The organism is Streptomyces sp. NPDC048659 (assembly GCF_040650575.1).
In the GTDB taxonomy this organism is placed as follows: domain Bacteria; phylum Actinomycetota; class Actinomycetes; order Streptomycetales; family Streptomycetaceae; genus Streptomyces.
On record NZ_JBEZHM010000064.1, the window covers coordinates 1 to 17,214 of the forward strand.

Genomic DNA, 17,214 nt, shown 5'->3' on the forward strand with positions numbered 1-17,214 from the left:
GTCGTGGATGACCTTGCCGATCACCTGGAACATGTCGGGCGTCATGCCCGGCGCCTTGGCCAGCTCCGGACGGGAGTGTGACGACAGGCCCTAGGCGGCACCGGGTAGCGTGAGGCGCATGGAACTCTCGGGTGAGATCACCGCCGGCCGTCCCCTGCTCGTCCTCGCGGTCAAGGAGGAGGCGCAGTACCTCGACACGGACCTGCCGGTCCTGCTCACCGGCATGGGCAAGGTGAACGCGGCGACGGCGCTCTCCACCGTGCTCGGCCGCGGCCCGCTCCCCTCCGAGGTGGTCAACCTCGGCACGGCGGGCGCGCTGCGCCCCGGCTGGACCGGCACCCACGTCGTCGGCACGGTCATCCAGCACGACCTGGACGGCGCTCTCCTCGCGACCCTCACGGGTGAGACCTACGGGGCGCCCCTCTCCCTGCCGGCGGGCGGCGACGTGGTCCTCGCCACCGGCGACGCCTTCATCTCGGACGAGGCCGCGCGGCAGCGGCTCGCGGAGCGGGCGGCCCTGGTGGACATGGAGGGGTACGCGCTGGCGACCGCGGCGCGGCTGGCGGGCGTCCCGGTCCGGCTGGTCAAGCACGTCAGCGACGAGGCGGGCGAGGGTGCGGCCCGGAGCTGGCGCGAGTCGGTCGCCGACTGCGCCCGCGCGCTCGCCGACTGGGCGGCGGCGAACACCCCGAACCGGGCGTAACGGGCCCGGAGCGCCCCTCTCCTCGGCCCCGATCCGCCCTGTGCGGCCGGGGCCGATGTCCGCCTGTCAGAAGCTTCTTGACAGCCCCGAACACCGCCTGCCTATGGTGGGGCGTTCCCGTTCGGATCCTGGAGGCTCCCGTGCCCGCACCTCTCGCCGCGCCGCGTCGCGGGCGTGGTGTCGTGTGCTCCGGGGCCCTGCTGAGCTGCCGGCGGCATGTCGACTTCTGCCGCACCGCCTCCGCCATCTGTCCTTCCGCGCACCGCTGAATCCCACCCCGCCGCCGCGCCCTCGACGCGGTCCGGGGCCGGCCCCGTCCCGTATCGCCGTGTCCTCGGCCCCGGGCGGTGTGCCGTCGTGTTCGCCGTGTCGTTCCGGAAGGACCCCCGATGCCTCACCCTGCCCTGCACCTGGCCGTCGAGATCGACGGTGACGGTGCGCATCCCGCCGCGTGGCGCCGTGCCGCGCACGCCCCCGGAGAGCTGCTGACGCCGCGCCGGACCGCCAAGGTCGCGGCCGTCGCCGAGAACGCCGGATTCACCCTGGTCACCCTGGACGACTCGATCCTGCCGCCCGCCTCCGCCGCCGTCGGCGGTCCCGCGGGGCGGCTCGGGGCCGTCGAGCGGGCCGCCTTCATCGCCGGGTCCACGAGCGTGATCGGCGTGGCCCCGGTGCTGGCCACCACCTACGCCGAGCCGTTCCACGTCTCCACCAGGATCGCCTCCCTCGACCACGTCTCGGTCGGCCGGGCGGGCTGGGTCCTCGGCGTGGAGGAGAGCCCCGAGGCCGCCCGCGCCTGGGGGCGGCCCCGGGTCGAGGGCGAGGCGGCGCTGCGCCGCGAGGCCGTGGACGGGCTGCGGGTGGCGCGGGACCTGTGGGACTCCTGGGAGGACGACGCCGTCATCCGGTCCGTCGCCACCAGCCGCTACCTCGACCGCGAGCGGCTGCACTACGTCGACTTCGAGGGCGAGACGTACAGCGTGAAGGGCCCGGCGATCGTGCCGCGCCCGCCGCAGGGCCGCCCCGTCGTCCTCGCGCCCGCCGGTCTCGTCCCGCCCGGTCTCGTGGACGTGGCCCTGGTCGACGGCGCCACCCCGGCGCTGCTCGGCGAGGCCGCCGCCGCCTCGGGCGCGCCCCTCGCGTTCGCCGAGCTGGAGGTCGCCCTGGACACCCCCGGCGAGACCGCCGCCGAGCGGATCGCCGACCTGGACCGCTCCGCCGCCTGGGCCGGGCACCCCGGCCGGCTGCGCTACACCGGCTCCGCGCGCGGACTGGCCGATCTCCTGGAGGAGTTGAGCACCCTGGTCGACGGCGTGCGGCTGCGTCCGCTGGTGCTCGACGAGGACCTGTCGGTGCTCTCCCGGCTGGTGCTGCCCGAGCTGTTCTCCCGGCGGGTCGCCGCGCGCCCGCTGCCCGGCACCACCCTGCGCGCCACCCTCGGACTGCCCCGGCCCGAGAGCCGTTTCGCCGCCGCGACCACCGCCGCCACCACGACCCGGGAGGGGAACCGATGACCCGCACCGACCCGTACGACGTCCCCCGTCCCGACGCGCGGCTGCACTTCGGCGTCTTCTTCCAGGGGGTCAACCACTGGACCATCTGGTCGGACCCGGCCAGCGGCTCGCAGATCGACCCCGGTTCCTTCCGCAAGGTCGCCCTGACCGCCGAACGCGGCCTGTTCGACGCCTTCTTCCTCGGCGACGGGCTGCGGCTGCGCGAGACCGACGGGCACATCCACGACCTGGACGTGGCCGGGCGTCCCGACTCCCTGGCGCAGCTCGCGGCGCTCGCGGCGGTCACCCACCGGATCGGCCTGGTCTCCACCTCCAACACCACCTTCAACGAACCGGCCGACCTCGCCCACCGGCTGGCCAGCCTGGACCTGCTCTCCCAGGGCCGGGCCGGCTGGAACGTCGTCACCACCGACAACGCCTGGACCGGCGCCAACTTCCGGCGCGGCGGCTTCCTCGACCACGCCGACCGCTACACGCGCGCCGAGGGGTTCCTGACCGTCGCCCGCGCGATCTGGGACGGCTGGGCACCGGGCGCGGTGAGCGAGAGCACCGAGGCCCGCGCCTGGTCCGTGCCCGGCACCATCGGCCGGGTCCGGGCGGCGGGCGAGCAGTTCGACGTCGACCTCGTACCGGCGCTGCCGCGCAGCCGCCAGGGGCATCCGGTGATCTTCCAGGCGGGCGACTCGCCGACCGGGCGGGACTTCGCCGCGCGCAACGCCGACGTCATCTTCTCCGCGCACGGGCAGGACTTCGCGGACGCGCTGGGCTTCGCCGAGGACATCCGGCGGCGGCTGCGCGCGGCGGGCCGTCCGGAGGACGCGCTGCGCATCCTGCCGGCCACCGAGATCGTCATCGGCGCGACCGAGAAGGAGGCGGAGGAGAAGGCCCGCTGGGTGCGGCTGGAGCAGGTCACCCCGGCGACGGCGCTGGCCGTGGCGAGCCGGCTGTGGAACATCGACCTGTCGGAGCGAGACGCCGACGGTCCGCTGCCGGCCGAGGACCCGGTGGTCGAGGAGAACACGGGCGCGTTCGGCTCGGCGCGGGTCGCGGACCCGCACGGGGTGGTGGCCACCTGGCGGGCCAGGGCGGAGGCCAACGGCTGGTCGCTGCGGGAGACGGTGATCGAGCTGGGCCCCCAGCGCGGGCACGTCGGCACCGCGTCCGGGCTGGCCGACACCTTCGCCCACTGGGTGCGGCACGGGGCGCTGGACGGCTTCAACGTCTCGCCGTACCTGATCCCCGACGGCCTGGACGACATCGTGGACCTGCTGGTCCCGGAGCTCCAGGAGCGCGGGGTGTACCGCACGGCGTACACCGGGACGACGCTGCGGGAGCACCTGGAGCTGCCGGCCGGCTAGCCCGCCCGGCGTTCCTGGCCTGAGCCCGTCGGCCGGAACTCCTCCTTGCGCGGGATACCCCCCGGGGGTACAAATGGATCAACGGAATACCCCTACGGGGTATCACGCGCACCCGCTCAGGAGGTTCCCATGTCCGCTTTCTCCACCACGTACAAGGTTTCCGGTGTCAACAGCGGCCACTGCAAGGCGATCGTCTCGGAGGCCCTGCGCGGCCTGGACGGCGTCGACACGGTGAGCGTGGAGATCTCCACCGGCCTGGTCACCGTCAACACCGCCGCCGAGCCGGACGACGCGCTGATCTCGACCACGATCGACGACGCCGGCTACGACTTCCACGGCCGCGCCTGACCCAGGGCGCGGGACCGGGGAGGGGAGGCGGGGAGGGGTCGGGCGGCATGCCCGGCCCCTCCCCCGCGTGCGTCCGCGCGTCCGCGCGCGGGCGGGCGTCAGCCGAGCGGGAGCTCCAGCGCCGCCGGACCGCCGACGACGGTCTGCGTCCAGACCGCCGCCACGTCCCGGTACAGCGGGTCCCTGCTGTCGACCACCAGCATCAGCCGGTGCCCCTCCGCGAGGTCGTACGCGGCGGCCTGCAGCCGCCACTCCACCCGGCGCACCTCGCCGGGGCCCAGGCCGGTGACGTTCAGCGGCTCGTGGGTGATGATCCGGGCCGTCTCGTCCTCGGCCACGTCGAAGAGGTGGGCGAAGAGGCTCGCCGAGCCGGTCGTGGAGCGGACGGCCAGGCGCAGCACCGGGACGCCCCGGATCCGCCGCGCCGCCGTCCCGGCGCCGCCGCCCGCCCCCGTCCGGTCCGCGGTGAGCGGCTCCGTCGTCCAGACCAGGGCGTGGACGCGGTCGATCTTGCGGGTGTCGTAGACCTTCGGGTCGCCCGCCCACTCCTTCCGCCCGGTCTCCACGATCCGGTCCAGGACGGTGGCCGCCGTGTCCACGCCCGCCACGAAGGACCGCTCCCAGCCGCCCGCCGCTTCCCCGCCCGAGCCCGCGCCCGCGCCCGCGACGAGCGCGCCGTCCGCCCCGCCCGCCCCGCCGCCGGTCAGGGCGTAGGGCTCGGTCCGTACGGTCGCCTCGCGCCAGCTCGGCCGGCCCTCGCGCAGCGCGGGCGCGACGATCCGGTGCTCGCCGGTCGGCCGCCCGGTCTCGGGGTCGCGCACCGGGACCGTCCGGTACGTGAACATCACCTGGCTGCTGACGGCCGGCCACTGCTCGACCCCGTTGCGCTCGCCCTTCAGGTGGTGGTCGAGCCAGGCGTATGCCTCCTGCATCGGGATGTTGACGTCTCCGGAGCGTGCGGGCGGGGCCAGCAGCCCGCGCCCCTCGGGCACGAGGTGGTCGCCGATCCACAGGTTGAGCCGCTTGGGCACCGTGAGCGCCTCGAAGTCCGCCACCGCCTGGTTGACCGGGAAGAGGGCCTCGTGCCAGGCGTGCGACAGGAGGGTCGGCGTGCCGAGCGCGTTGGTCCGCTCCAGGTGGGCCCGCGGGGAGCGCCGCGCGGCGAAGGCGGCGAAGGCGCCGGAAGCGTCGGGATCCGTGCCGTCCCGTAACTCCGCGAGGGCCGCGCGGCTCCGGGCGTCGAACTTCTCCTCGACCGTGCCGCCGGTCAGGGCGAGCAGCGCGTCGAGGGCGGCCACGTGCCGGACCCCGTTGCCGTGCAGCGCGCCGGCCAGGTCGCCCCAGGAGCTGAGGGCGACGACGGCGTGGACGCGTGGGTCGTGGGCGGCGACGAGCCGGCCGATCGCTGAGCCGTACGAGACGCCGAGGAAGCCGGTGGCGCTGGGGCCGAAGCGTTCCACTGCGTAGTCGAGGACGGCGAGGCCGTCGGCCAGGTCGTTCGGCCCGGCGAGGTCGACGAAGCCCGGGGAGGTGGACGGCAGGCCCCGGGTCCCGAGCCCGCGCGGGGTGTAAGCGAGGACGTGGTAGCCCTTGAGCGCCAGCGTGAGGTACGCGTACATGAACGGCGCCCAGCCGAAGGGCTGCCAGGCGGCCGGGAGGATGACCAGGGGGTGCGGGCCGGGCGCGCGCCGGCGCAGGGTGAAGGCGGAGAGGCCGAGTCCGTCGTGGGTCTCGACGGCCGTGACGAGCGGGAGGGCGGTCGCCCGCACCTGCGCGACGAGCTCGGCGAGCTCCTCGGTCAGCAGGTCCGTGCGCCCGCCGGGTTCCAGGGCGGCGGCCAGGCACTGGCCGATCCGGGCGGCGTAGGGGTCGACCGTCCCGTCGGGCGCCCACAGGCCGCGGGAGGCGACGTGGGCGACGTCGGCGTCCGTGACGGGCCGCGCGGCACCGGCCGCGAGGAGGGAGCTGAAGGTGGTGTGCGGGGTCTCCTCGGGCACGTGCACCCGGTCCTCTCGTCTGGTCCTGCGGTTCCGTGTACGGACGTCCGCATTGCGGACGTCTGACGTACGGTCAGCAAGCCTGGACCATGGCGGACGGTGTCACCAGGGAGCGCACGAAGGGCGCGTGAGACACCGCGCGGGGGCGGCGGCGACACCGCTCGCCCGGTTTCGCACGTTTGAAAGGGGGGCCCGGCCGCTACCCCCGGAGGGTCCCGGCGCGGGCGGCGGGTTCGGCGGCCGGTTCCAGCGGGCGGACCAGCAGCATCGCGGCCACGTCGTCGTCGAGGCCGCCCGCGCTGTAGCTGTCGAGGTCGTGGTGGAGCAGCGCCAGGACGCGGTCGCCGGGCTCGTCGGACCAGGTGTCGAGGCGCTCCTCCAGCGGGTAGAAGTCGCCGGCCCGGTTCCGGGTCTCGCTGACCCCGTCGGTGAAGAGGAGCAGCCGGTCGCCCGGCCCGAACGGCACCGCCTCGACGCGGTGCCGGGAGGGCAGCAGCCCGGCCAGGTTGATCGGAAGGGACGGGTCGGTGAGCGCGACGGGCGCGACCCGGCCCGCGTGCTGGAGGAGCGGCGCCGGGTGGCCGCAGCTCACCAGCCGGATGACGTCCTCGTCGTCGGGGAGCTCCAGCAGCAGCACGGTCGCGAAGCGTTCGCCGACGTCGGAGCCGGGGTCCCAGGTGCCGTACCGTTCCATGCCCTCTTCGAGGCGGTCGGCGAGCGCGGGCAGGTCGGGCGCGTCGGTGACCGCGCCCCGGTAGGCGCCGAGCAGCACGGAGGCGCTCTCGACGGCGCCGAGGCCCTTGCCCTGGACGTCGCCGAGCATCACGCGGACGGCGCCGGGGACCCGGACGGCCTCGTAGAAGTCGCCGCCGATGCGGGCCTTCGCGGCGGCGGCGACGTACAGCAGGTGCAGTTCGACGCGGCCGAGCCGGGGCGACAGCGGGCGCAGCAGCACCCGCTGGACGACCTCGGCGACGGCCGTCACCTCCCGCATGTCCTGCTCGTAGCGGGACCGGACCCGGCTGACCCAGACGGCGGCGGCGATCACGACGGCCAGCACAGCCTCGGCGGCCAGGATGTCCTTGGCGGGATCCCCCTGTGCCAGCGCAAGACCCAGCCGCAGCGCCATGGCGAGCAGACCGATGGCGACGGTGCCGCGCACGTTCCAGGTGACGGCGGCGAGCGCGGGGCCGATGACCAGGAGCCGGTCGAAGTGCTGCCCCTGCGAGGTGCCGAGGTCGAGGACCACCACCATCGCGAGGGCCAGCAGCGGCAGCGAGAGGCCGATCGTGAACTGGGTGCGCGTCCCCTTGGGCGTGGGGAGGCGGTGACCGCGGGTGGGCATTGCCCGATCGTACGTAGGGGGCGGCTCCGGACCCGGGCGTTACGGCGCCGGTGGCGTGTCCGTGTCCCGGGGCGGGCCCGGCAGCGCGAGCGCGGCGGGCACGGCGAGCAGGGCGACACAGGCGAGCACGGGCAGGGCGGTGCCGGGGCCGGGCAGCAGGGCGGCGAGGGCGACGCCGAGGACGGGTCCGGTGTTCATCGCGGTCTGCTGGAGCCCGCCCGCGACCCCGGCGTGCCCGGCCGGCGCGCGGCGCACGACGACGGAGGTCGCGGTCGCCATCACGGCCCCGAACCCGGCCCCGGTCAGCGCCGCCCCGGCACCCGCCGCGAGCGCGCCGCCGGATCCGCCCGCCGGGCCGAGGAGCAGGACGCCGAGGGCCATGAGCAGGATGCCGCCGAGGACCGTGGCCCGGGGCCCGCGGCGGCGCTGGAGCACGGCCCCCGCGGGCGCCGCCGCCATGAGGCACAGGGCGAGCGGGAGCATCCGCAGCGCGGTGTCCAGAGGGCCGAGGCCGAGGGTGTCCTGGAAGAGGAAGGTGACCGCGAAGAGGGTGCCGGAGAGCGCGGCGGACACCGCGAGCAGCACGCCGAGCCCGGCGGCGACCGGTCCCGGGCCCAGCAGCCCCGGCGGCAGCAGGGGGTGCGGGGCGCGCCGCTCGTGCCGTACGAGCAGGAGGGCGGCGAGCGCGGCGGCGGCGAGGGCGACCGGGGATCCGGCGGCGATCCCGTGCACGAGGCAGGCGAGGGCGAGCCCGAGCAGACCGGCCCCGGGGAGGTCGAGCGCGCCGCGGCTCCCGGGCGGGCCGTCGGCGGCGGGGCGGTGCTCTGGGACGGCCAGGGCCAGCAGGGCGAGGGCCGCGGTGGGCGCGACGCCGATGAGGAACACCGCGCGCCAGCCGTACGTGTCGACCAGCGCGCCGCCCAGCAGCGGTCCGGCCGCGGCGGCGAGGCCGATGGCGCTGGTGCGCAGGGCGACCGGCATGGCGAGCCGCTCGGGCGGATAGGCGGCCCTCAGCATCCCGAGGGTGGCGGGCTGGAGCAGCGCCCCGGCGACGCCCTGGGCGACCCGCAGCGCGATCACGGCGCCGAGCCCGGGGGCGGCGGCGATCCCGGCGGACGCGGCGGCGAAGCCAAGGCAGCCGACGGCGAAGAGGCGGCGGTGCCCGTACCGGTCGCCGAGCCGGCCGGCGAACACGAGCAGTCCGGCGACGGCGATCAGATAGCCGGTGCTGGTCCACTGCACCCGGCCGAGGTCCGCGCCGAACTCGCGCTGGAGGGCGGGCTGGGCGACGGTCAGCACCGTGCCGTCCAGGGCGACGACGGCGGCGCCGACGACGGAGCAGGTCAGGGCGGCGAGCCGGGACCGGGGCGCGGCGGCGGGCGCGGTCCGGGCCGGGGCGGCGGCGCCGCTCACCGCGTGCCGTCGGCGGGGCAGACACGCCTGAGGTACGCGGCGAGGGCTGTGTCGATCAGCGGGCTCACGTCGTCGGTGCCGGTCGCCAGGGACAGGCTGCCCCAGCGCCGGAGCTGGGCGATGCCGTGCAGGTTGGCCCAGAGCGCCCCGGCGGCGACGGCGGGGTCGGCGCCCGGCCGGGCCTCGGCGAGCAGGGCGCCGAAGCGGGCGAAGAGCGGGAGGCTGGTGTCGCGCAGCCCGAGCCGGCCGCTCTCCAGCAGGTCGTGGCGGAACATCAGCTCGTACATCCCGCCGCGCCCGTGCGCGAAGTCGAGGTAGCAGCGGGCGACGGCCTCGATCCGCCCCCGCGCGTCCCCGCGTCCCTCGGCCGCGGCGCGCTCCTCGGCGCGGGCGGCGCGGGCGCCGAGCTCGCGGAAGCCCTCGCGGGCGATGGCGGAGAGCAGGTCCAGGTGGGTCGGGAAGTGGCGGCGGGGCGCGCCGTGCGAGACCCCGGCCCGGCGGGCGATCTCGCGCAGCGACAGGGCCCCCGCGCCCTCCGCGTCGACGAGCTCGACCCCGGTCAGGACCAGCCGCTCCCGCAGCCCGGTGTCGGGGGGCGGGGTGGCGGGGGTGGAGGCGGGAGCGGGGGCGGGCGGTGTGGTTTCACGAGGCATGGGGGCTGTTCTAGTCGATCTTCGTAGACACTGTCTACTCCCCGATGTCCATCTTCCTCCTCAGCCCCGCCCACAGCCCCAGCCCCACCCCCGCCCCCGCCGAGCCGTCCGTTACACTGGTGTCAGCGAAGGGGAGTAGCCCCGCGAACCGGTCGTCGACACACTGGAACCCCCGGGTTCCCGGTGACCGGGTCCGTGCGGAAGCGCGGACGGGCGAGACCTTCGGCCAGGCATCATCGCCACGTCCACACCAGTGGGCGTGGTTCGTCATGCCGGGCCGAGTGGTCCTCCCGTCGCCAGCCCAGGCGCCGTGTCGGCCCGGGCCCGGTCCGAGCAGAGAGCTCCCGGTATGCACCTCGACCCCTTGGCGATCATCACCGCCTTCGGGCTGATCTTCCTCGCCGAGCTTCCCGACAAGACGATGTTCGCGTCGCTCGCGATGGGCACGCGGATGCGTCCGCTGTACGTGTGGTTCGGCACCTCGACCGCCTTCATCGTCCATGTGGCCATCGCCGTGGGCGCCGGCAGTCTGCTCGGGCTGCTGCCCGACTGGAGCGTCAAGCTCGTCTCGGCCCTGTTGTTCGCCTTCGGCGCGTTCATGCTGCTGCGCGGCGGGGGCGACGAGGACGAGGAGGACGGCGGCGGCAAGACCGTGACCGGCTTCTGGCCCGTCTTCTCGACCGCCTTCATGGCGGTCTTCATCAGCGAGTGGGGCGACCTGACCCAGATCACCACCGCCAACCTCGCCGCCACCAACGGCACCTGGTCCACCGCGATCGGCTCCGCCGCCGCCCTGATGAGCGTCTCGGCGCTCGCGCTCGTCGCGGGCCGCTTCATCGCGAAGCGCGTCCCGCTCAAGACCGTGCAGCGCATCGGCGGTCTGTGCATGGCCGCGCTCGCGATCTGGTCCCTCGTGGAGATCTTCACGGGCTGAGCGAACACGGCCCGCCGGTGCCCGGCGGAGCCTTGCTGAAGGAGTGAATCGCTGCTTCACTCCTTCCATGCCCTACCGACGCACTCCGGCGGTCCAGGCCCGTCTCGACGCACAGCGCGGCACCGTGGTCGAGGCGGGCCTCGCGCTGCTCGCCGAGCACGGGTACGCCGGGTGCACCATGGCCGCCGTCGCCGCGCGGGCGGGGATCGCCACCGGCAGCGTGTACCGCCACTTCCCCAGCAAGGCCGCGCTCTCCGTCGAGCTGTTCCGCACCGTCGTGGGCCGGGAGGTCGCCGCCGTCTCCGCCGCCGCCGCGCTGGGCGCGCACCGCACCTCCGCCGACCGCGTCGTCGCCGTCATCGAGACCTTCGCCGGGCGCGCCCTGAAGGCGCCCCGGCTCGCCTACGCCCTGCTCGCCGAGCCGGTCGACCCGGCCGTCGACGCCGAGCGGCTCGTCTTCCGGCGCGCCTTCCGCGACGTCTTCGCCGGGCTGATCGCCGCGGGGGTCGCGAGCGGCGAACTCCCGCCCCAGGACGCCCGGCTGACCGCCTCGGCACTCGTGGGCGCGGGCGCCGAGGCGCTCATCGGCCCGCTCACCGGCCCCTCCACCGCCACCGAGGACGACGGCGACGGCGACAGCTCGGAGCCCGTCGGGCCCGGCACCGTACCCGCCCTGGTCACCTTCACCCTCCGAGCCCTGGGAGCTCCCGATGCCCGTCACGCATGAGGTCACCAACCAAGTCCCGCCGCTGACCGGTTACGACGTCTCCGCCGACCCCGCGCTCCTGGAGGCGCTGCGGCGCGAGGGCGCCGGCTGGGCGGAGACCGACGTCCGGGAGCTGGGCGTGATGGCGGGCGGGCAGCAGGCGCAGGAGTGGGGGCGGCTCGCCGAGCGGCACTCCCCCGTGCTGCACACGCACGACCGGTACGGGCACCGGATCGACGAGGTCGAGTTCCACCCGTACTGGCACGAGCTGATGAACGTGGCGGTCCAGCACGGACTGCACGCCGCGCCCTGGGCCGACCCCCGGCCCGGCGCGCACGTGGCGCGCGCCGCGAAGGTCTTCGTGTGGGGGCAGGCCGACCCGGGGCACCTGTGCCCGGTCTCCATGACGTACGCGGCGGTGCCCGCGCTGCGCGCCGCGCCGGAGCTCGCCGCGGTGTACGAGCCGCTGCTGACCTCGCCCGCGTACGACTTCGGGCTGCGGGTGCCCACCGAGAAGCGCGGGATCATCGCCGGGATGTCGATGACCGAGAAGCAGGGCGGCTCGGACGTGCGCGCCAACACCACCCGCGCGGAGCCGACGGGGGAGCCGGGGACGTACGCGCTGACCGGGCACAAGTGGTTCACCTCGGCGCCGATGTCGGACGTCTTCCTCACCCTGGCGCAGGCGCCCGGCGGGCTGTCCTGCTTCCTGGTGCCGCGCGTGCTGCCGGACGGCTCCCGCAACGCGATTCGGCTCCAGCGGCTCAAGGACAAGCTGGGCAACCGCTCCAACGCCTCCAGCGAGATCGAGTACGAGGGCGCCCTCGGGCAGCTCGTCGGCGAGGAGGGCCGCGGGGTCGCCACCATCATCCGGATGGTGAACATGACCCGGCTCGACTGCGCCGTCAGCTCCGCGTCCGGGATGCGGCAGGGCCTCGTGCAGGCCGTGCACCACGCCACGCACCGCAGCGCGTTCGGGGCGCGGCTCGTCGACCAGCCGCTGATGACCAACATCCTCGCCGACCTCGCCGTCGAAGCGGAGGCCGCGACGGTCGCCGCGCTGCGCCTCGCGGGCGCCGTGGACCGGGCGGCGGCCGGGGACGCCGAGGAGGAGCAGCTCCGCCGCCTCGGGCTCGCCGTCACCAAGTACTGGGTGTGCAAGCGGGCGCCCGCGCACGCCGCCGAGGCCCTGGAGTGCCTGGGCGGCAACGGCTACGTCGAGGACTCGGGGCTGCCCCGGCTCTACCGGGAGTCGCCGCTCCCCTCCATCTGGGAGGGCTCCGGCAACGTGGCCGCGCTCGACGTGCTGCGCGCGATGGCCCGTCAGCCCGAGGCGGTGGCGGCCTTCTTCGCGGAGGTGGACCGGGCGGCCGGCGCCGACCGGCGGCTCGACGCGGCCACCGCCCGGCTCCGCAAGGACCTCGCGGAGCCGGCCGACCCGGACGCCCTCCAGTTCCGCGCCCGCCGCACCGTCGAGCGCCTCGCCCTGGTGCTCCAGGGCTCGCTGCTGGTCCGCCACGGGCACCCGGCCGTCGCCGACGCCTTCTGCGCCTCCCGCCTCGACGGCGACTGGGGCGTCGCCTTCGGGACCCTCCCGGCGGGCGTGGACACGGCGGCGATCATCGAGCGGGGCGCGCCGGGGTATCCGTCGGCCTGACCGGACCCCGGGCGGCGGGACCGGGTGCGTGGCAGTCTGGTGGCGCACGCCCCCCGACCATCCACCGGCGCGACGGAGGCCCCCGTGAGCTCGGAAGTGACGGACGCGACGGCAGCGACCGAAAGCACGACAGCGCCCGGCGACGCGGTCCACGCGGAGCTGGACCGGGCCGCGGAGAAGGTGTCGGGGCAGGTGGTCGGCTGGCGCCGGCATCTGCACCGGCATCCCGAGCTGCCCAACCGGGAGGTGGAGACGGCCCGGTTCGTCGCGGAGCACCTGCGCGGGCTCGGACTCGACGAGGTGCGGACCGGCATCGCGGGCCACGGTGTGGTCGGGGTGCTGCGCGGCGGGCGGCCGGGCCCGCGCACGGTGGCGCTGCGGGCCGACATCGACGCCCTGCCGGTGCGGGACCTGTGCGGCGCGGAGTTCGCCTCCGAGGTCGTCGACACCGCCTATCCGGGCGGGCCGTTCCCCGTCTCGCACGCCTGCGGGCACGACTGCCACACCGCGATGCTGATGGGCGCGGCGAGCGTCCTCGCCGGCGCCCGCGACCGGCTCCCGGGCACCGTCCTGTTCGTCTTCCAGCCCGCCGAGGAGGGGCCGCCGGTCGACGAGGAGGGCGGGGCGCGGGCGATGGTCGCGGCGGGCGCGTTCGCCGGGCCGGTGCCGACGATGGTGTTCGGGATGCACGTCACGCCCTACCCGAAGGGGTACGTGGCCTACAGGGTCGGCAACCAGTACGCGGCGTCCACGCTGGTCCGGATCGTGATCACCGGCAAGCAGACGCACGGGTCGACACCCTGGCAGGGTGTCGACCCGATGCCGGCGGCCGGTGCCGTGATGACCGGCATCGGGCAGCTCTACCGCCAGGTCTCCGCCTTCGACCCGGTCACCGTCTCCATCGGGCACGTGGAGGACGTCGGACGGTTCAACATCATCGGCGAGACGGTCACCCTGTGGGGCACGGTCCGCTGCGCCGACGAGTCCGGCATGGCGGAGGTCCAGCGGCGCCTGACGGCGCTGGCCGAGCACACGGCGGCGGCGTACCAGGCCACGGCGACGGTCGAGTACCTCCAGGCGGTGCCGCCCGTGCACAACAGCGCCCCCTGGGTGGCCGCGGCGCTGCCGACGCTGCGCGCGGTCGTCGGCGAGCACCGGATGGTGGAGACCGGCGGGACGCTGGGCTACGACGACATCTCGGAGTTCATCGGCCGCTTCGGCGGGCTGTACGTGATGCTCGGCGTCCAGGACGCGGCGCTGGACGCCGCCGGGCGCCCGGTCCCGCTGCCCGGCGGTCGCGGGCTCGTCACCAACCACAACCCCGGCTTCTACGCGGACGACGACACCCTGGTCACCGGGGTCCGGCTGCACACGCGGGTGGCGTACGCGCACCTCACGGGCGCGCTGGCCGTGCCGTAGCCCTCCCGCGCGGACCTCCGGCGGGGGTGTCCGCCTCCCGGTCCTTCACTCGTTCGTGAGTTCCGGTGATCTCCCCTCCCCGGCCCCGCCACCCTGGTCGGGGCGGATCCGAGGGCGGTCCGCAGGGGTGGAGGACGAGGATGACTCCGGAAGCGGACCGCCGCGAGGGCCTGGACGCGCAGGCCGTGTTACTCGTCGCGGGGCTCGCCGATCTGGCGGTGGACGCGGTGGGTTCGGCGCTCGGCACGGTCCGCGGGCTGCTGCGCCGCTCGGACGCGGCCGAGCTGGCGACCGAGGCCGAACGGGACCTGCGGGCGCGGGGCAGGCTCGCCCTCGACCGCTACGCCTCGGCGCCGCCGCCGCACCTGGAGGTGCTGGCCCGGCACGTGGTGGCCCGTGGGGACGCGCGGGATGCCTGAGGCGTGGGACCCGGGCGCGTTCAAGGAGCGCGTCGACACCGAACTGCGCCGGTTCGTCGCCCGGGAGGCGGACCTGCTGGCCTCGGTCGACCCGGCGCTGGCGCCGGTGGCGGTCGAGCTGGAGACGGCGGTCGCGGCCGGCAAGCGGCTGCGGGCCGCGTTCTGCTACTGGGGCTGGCGCGGGGCAGGACAGCCCGACAGCGACGCGCTGGTACGGGCCGCCGCCGCGCTGGAGCTGGTCCACGCGGCGGCCGTGGTGCACGACGACCTCGTCGACGACAGCCCGCTGCGGCACGGCCGCCCCACCGCCCACCTGGCGCTGCGCGCCGCGCTGCCGCGCCACCCGCGCGGTGCCGGGGCGGCCCGTTCGCTCGCGATGCTCCTCGGCGACCTGCTGATGTCGATGGCGGGGCAGCTGTTCACGACCAGCGGGCTGCCCGCCGCCTATCTGGGGCGGGCCCGCCCGCTGTGGACACTGCTCGCGCGGGAGCTGATCGCGGGCGAGTGCCTGGAGATCCTGCACACGGGCGCCGTCCCGGACACCGCCGCCTCGCTCAAGGTGATCCGCTACAAGACCGCCAAGTACACCGTCGAGCAGCCGCTGCTGATCGGCGGCGCGCTGGCCGGGGCCGGGCGGCGGCTGGGCGAGGGGTACACCGCGTACGGGCTGCCGCTGGGCGAGGCGTTCCAGTTGCGGGACGACCTGCTCGGGCTGTTCGGCGACCCGGCGCGCACCGGCAAGTCCGACGGCGACGACCTGCGCGGGCACCGGCCGACGGCCCTGCTCGCGGAGGCGTGGCGGCTCGCCGGTCCGGCCGACCGGGACCGGCTGCGCGCGCTCCTCGGCGCGGGCGGTACGGAGCCGGAGCCCGGAGTCCTCGACGAGGTCCGGGCGCTGATGCTGCGGCTGGAGGCGCCCCAGCGGGTGGAGGAGATGATCGCCGCGCGGGTCGAGGAGGCGCTGGGCGCGCTGGACCCGCTGGACCTGCCCCCGGCGGGCGCCGCCGCGCTCACCACGCTCGCGCACTCGGCCACCACCCGCCCGTCCTGACCGCGCCCCGTAGCGCGACCCCCGACCCGTACCGCGGCCCCTCTTCCCGTACCGCCCCTCTTCCCGTATCGGAACTCTCCGAAGGAGCCCCCGCATGTCCCCCACAGAGGTGTCGACGGACGCCCTGCGCCAGGCCGGCGACGAACTCGCCGACGCCACCGTGGCCACGCTCTTCGAGCGGGGCGAGGTCGGGAAGTTCAACACCCTGATGCGGTACGTGTCGGTCGCCGGGGCGCCGCTGCCGGACGGGCTGCCCGACGTGGCCCGTGAGTACCTGCACGTCACGAGCGCGGCACCGGCGTGGGTGGACTGGGAGGAGATGGAGAAGGCGCGGCTCTTCTTCATCGACAACGACGTGCACATCACCACGGCGCTGTCCTTCGCCTCCATGCCCGCCTGCTATCTGGTGCCGCACGTGGCGAAGCTGCTGTCGACGACGCACGGGCTGAAGTACCCGTCGAAGCGGATGGCGGAGACGGGGCAGTTCACCGTGCACCTGATGCGGCCGGACGCCTTCGAGGCGGGCGGCCGGTTCGTGCCCGCCGCGCAGAAGGTGCGGCTGCTGCACGCGTCGATCCGCCACCATCTGATCCGGGAGAACCGCTGGGACACGGCGGCGCTGGGGGTGCCGATCTGTCAGGAGGACATGATCGGGGGCCAGATGTTCTTCTCGATGCTGGTCCTGGACAGCCTGCACCGGCTCGGCGTCCACATGTCCACGGAGGGGGCCGAGGCGTACTACTACGCGTGGCGGGTGGTCGGCGCGATGCTCGGGGTCGACCAGGACACCGTGCCGAAGGACCTCGCCGAGGCGCGGGCGTTCCTCGACGGCTACATGCTGCGGTACATGGGCCCGTCGGAGGAGGGCGCGGTGCTGACCCGGCAGCTCATCGACCTGTACGAGGAGGTCGTGCCCGGCACCTTCTTCGACCCCGTCGTCTCGGCGCTGATCCGCTTCCTCGTCGGCGACACCTCCGCCGACTGGCTCCAGGTCCCGCGCACCGCCTGGGACACCGTGGTGAAGGCCGTGCCCCACCTGCTGGGGGTCCTGGAGACGGTCGAGGACCACTCGCCGCTGGGCGCGTGGGCGCTCGACCGGATCGGGCACCTGACGACGGTCTTCGAGCTGTCCTCGCTGACCCGGGGGCGGGTCATGCACTACGCGATCCCCGAGCACCTGAAAGCCGACTTCGGCGTGGCGTCGACGGTCCCCCGCAGCCGCCGCTGGACCCCGCCCGCGCCGGTGCTCGGTTCCTAGCCCGGCGCGGGGGCGGCGGCGCGCCCGACTTGCGGTGGGCGCGGCACGGGGAAGGCTGGGGGTACCGTCCGCGTCCCACAGGGAGACACGATGCAGCGACCCGACCCCTTCGACCTGGGTGCCCTCGTCGACGAGCACCTCGCGCGGGCACGTAGCGCGCCGCACGGCCGCAGCGCCCATCTGGTGCTGCACGACGGGGTGCTCCGGCAGAGCGTGATCGCCCTGACCTCGGGCACCTCGCTGGACGAGCACAACGCGCCGCCCGCCGCGAGCCTCCAGGTGCTGCGCGGACGGGTGGCGCTGACGGCGGCGGGCCGGGCGGAGGAGGTGGCGGCGGGCGGCCTCCAGGTGATCCCGAAGGAGCGGCACGGGCTGACGGCCCTGGAGGACGCGGTGGTGCTGCTGACGACCGTGAACGACTAGGGCCTGGCCCGCGAGC

Annotated in this window: 16 protein-coding genes; 12 read left to right on the top strand and 4 right to left on the bottom strand. The window is 75.4% G+C overall.

Annotated features, from left to right (window positions below; genetic code table 11):
* Nucleotides 1-118 precede the first annotated feature (118 nt).
* From AB0C99_RS33310 to AB0C99_RS33325, 4 genes are all read left to right on the top strand, one after another.
* Nucleotides 119-703, top strand: coding sequence for a nucleosidase (locus AB0C99_RS33310; RefSeq protein WP_362483218.1), 585 nt, complete (start codon nt 119-121; stop codon nt 701-703).
* Between the two features lie 389 nt (nt 704-1,092).
* A complete protein-coding gene (locus AB0C99_RS33315; RefSeq protein ID WP_362483219.1) occupies nt 1,093-2,217 on the top strand; it encodes an LLM class flavin-dependent oxidoreductase in 1,125 nt (374 codons plus the stop codon).
* Complete coding sequence (locus AB0C99_RS33320; protein ID WP_362483221.1) at nt 2,214-3,575, top strand: NtaA/DmoA family FMN-dependent monooxygenase; 1,362 nt, start codon at nt 2,214-2,216, stop codon at nt 3,573-3,575. The genes AB0C99_RS33315 and AB0C99_RS33320 overlap by 4 nt, the downstream gene beginning before the upstream one ends.
* Before the next feature lie 129 nt (nt 3,576-3,704).
* Nucleotides 3,705-3,923 carry a heavy-metal-associated domain-containing protein gene (locus AB0C99_RS33325; RefSeq protein ID WP_362483223.1) on the top strand — a complete coding sequence of 73 codons (219 nt, stop codon included), beginning with the start codon at nt 3,705-3,707 and terminating at the stop codon, nt 3,921-3,923.
* Nucleotides 3,924-4,021: 98 nt separating this feature from the next.
* Here the strand turns inward: AB0C99_RS33325 and AB0C99_RS33330 are convergent, their stop codons facing one another.
* From AB0C99_RS33330 to AB0C99_RS33345, 4 genes are all read right to left on the bottom strand, one after another.
* Nucleotides 4,022-5,920 (bottom strand): CocE/NonD family hydrolase, encoded by a 1,899-nt coding sequence (locus tag AB0C99_RS33330; protein WP_362483224.1) that lies wholly within the window; start codon nt 5,918-5,920, stop codon nt 4,022-4,024.
* Nucleotides 5,921-6,119: 199 nt separating this feature from the next.
* Complete coding sequence (locus AB0C99_RS33335) at nt 6,120-7,265, bottom strand: PP2C family protein-serine/threonine phosphatase (protein ID WP_362483225.1); 1,146 nt, start codon at nt 7,263-7,265, stop codon at nt 6,120-6,122.
* Between the two features lie 39 nt (nt 7,266-7,304).
* On the bottom strand, nt 7,305-8,612 hold the full coding sequence (locus AB0C99_RS33340; protein WP_362483288.1) for an MFS transporter: 1,308 nt from the start codon (nt 8,610-8,612) through the stop codon (nt 7,305-7,307).
* A 62-nt stretch (nt 8,613-8,674) separates the two neighbouring features.
* The gene (locus tag AB0C99_RS33345) at nt 8,675-9,331 is read right to left on the bottom strand and encodes a TetR/AcrR family transcriptional regulator (RefSeq protein WP_362483227.1); all 657 of its coding nucleotides are present in this window, start codon (nt 9,329-9,331) and stop codon (nt 8,675-8,677) included.
* A gap of 349 nt (nt 9,332-9,680) precedes the next feature.
* Between AB0C99_RS33345 and AB0C99_RS33350 the strand changes: the two genes are divergently transcribed.
* The 8 genes from AB0C99_RS33350 to AB0C99_RS33385 all read left to right on the top strand — a co-directional run bounded on the left by AB0C99_RS33350 (nt 9,681) and on the right by AB0C99_RS33385 (nt 17,198).
* Nucleotides 9,681-10,265, top strand: a complete 585-nt coding sequence (locus tag AB0C99_RS33350) for a TMEM165/GDT1 family protein (RefSeq protein WP_362483229.1) — start codon at nt 9,681-9,683, stop codon at nt 10,263-10,265.
* A 67-nt stretch (nt 10,266-10,332) separates the two neighbouring features.
* Nucleotides 10,333-10,992 carry a TetR/AcrR family transcriptional regulator gene (locus AB0C99_RS33355; RefSeq protein ID WP_362483230.1) on the top strand — a complete coding sequence of 220 codons (660 nt, stop codon included), beginning with the start codon at nt 10,333-10,335 and terminating at the stop codon, nt 10,990-10,992.
* Nucleotides 10,976-12,628, top strand: coding sequence for an acyl-CoA dehydrogenase family protein (locus AB0C99_RS33360; RefSeq protein ID WP_362483232.1), 1,653 nt, complete (start codon nt 10,976-10,978; stop codon nt 12,626-12,628). The genes AB0C99_RS33355 and AB0C99_RS33360 overlap by 17 nt, the downstream gene beginning before the upstream one ends.
* Nucleotides 12,629-12,712: 84 nt before the next feature.
* Nucleotides 12,713-14,047 (top strand): amidohydrolase, encoded by a 1,335-nt coding sequence (locus tag AB0C99_RS33365; protein WP_362483234.1) that lies wholly within the window; start codon nt 12,713-12,715, stop codon nt 14,045-14,047.
* 140 nt (nt 14,048-14,187) lie between these two features.
* Nucleotides 14,188-14,466, top strand: a complete 279-nt coding sequence (locus AB0C99_RS33370; RefSeq protein ID WP_362483235.1) for a polyprenyl synthetase — start codon at nt 14,188-14,190, stop codon at nt 14,464-14,466.
* Nucleotides 14,459-15,517, top strand: a complete 1,059-nt coding sequence (locus AB0C99_RS33375) for a polyprenyl synthetase family protein (RefSeq protein ID WP_362483237.1) — start codon at nt 14,459-14,461, stop codon at nt 15,515-15,517. Before AB0C99_RS33370 ends, AB0C99_RS33375 begins: the two co-directional genes overlap by 8 nt.
* 94 nt (nt 15,518-15,611) lie before the next feature.
* Nucleotides 15,612-16,775 (top strand): oxygenase MpaB family protein, encoded by a 1,164-nt coding sequence (locus AB0C99_RS33380; protein WP_362483239.1) that lies wholly within the window; start codon nt 15,612-15,614, stop codon nt 16,773-16,775.
* Between the two features lie 90 nt (nt 16,776-16,865).
* Nucleotides 16,866-17,198 (top strand): cupin, encoded by a 333-nt coding sequence (locus tag AB0C99_RS33385; protein WP_362483241.1) that lies wholly within the window; start codon nt 16,866-16,868, stop codon nt 17,196-17,198.
* Nucleotides 17,199-17,214 lie beyond the last annotated feature (16 nt).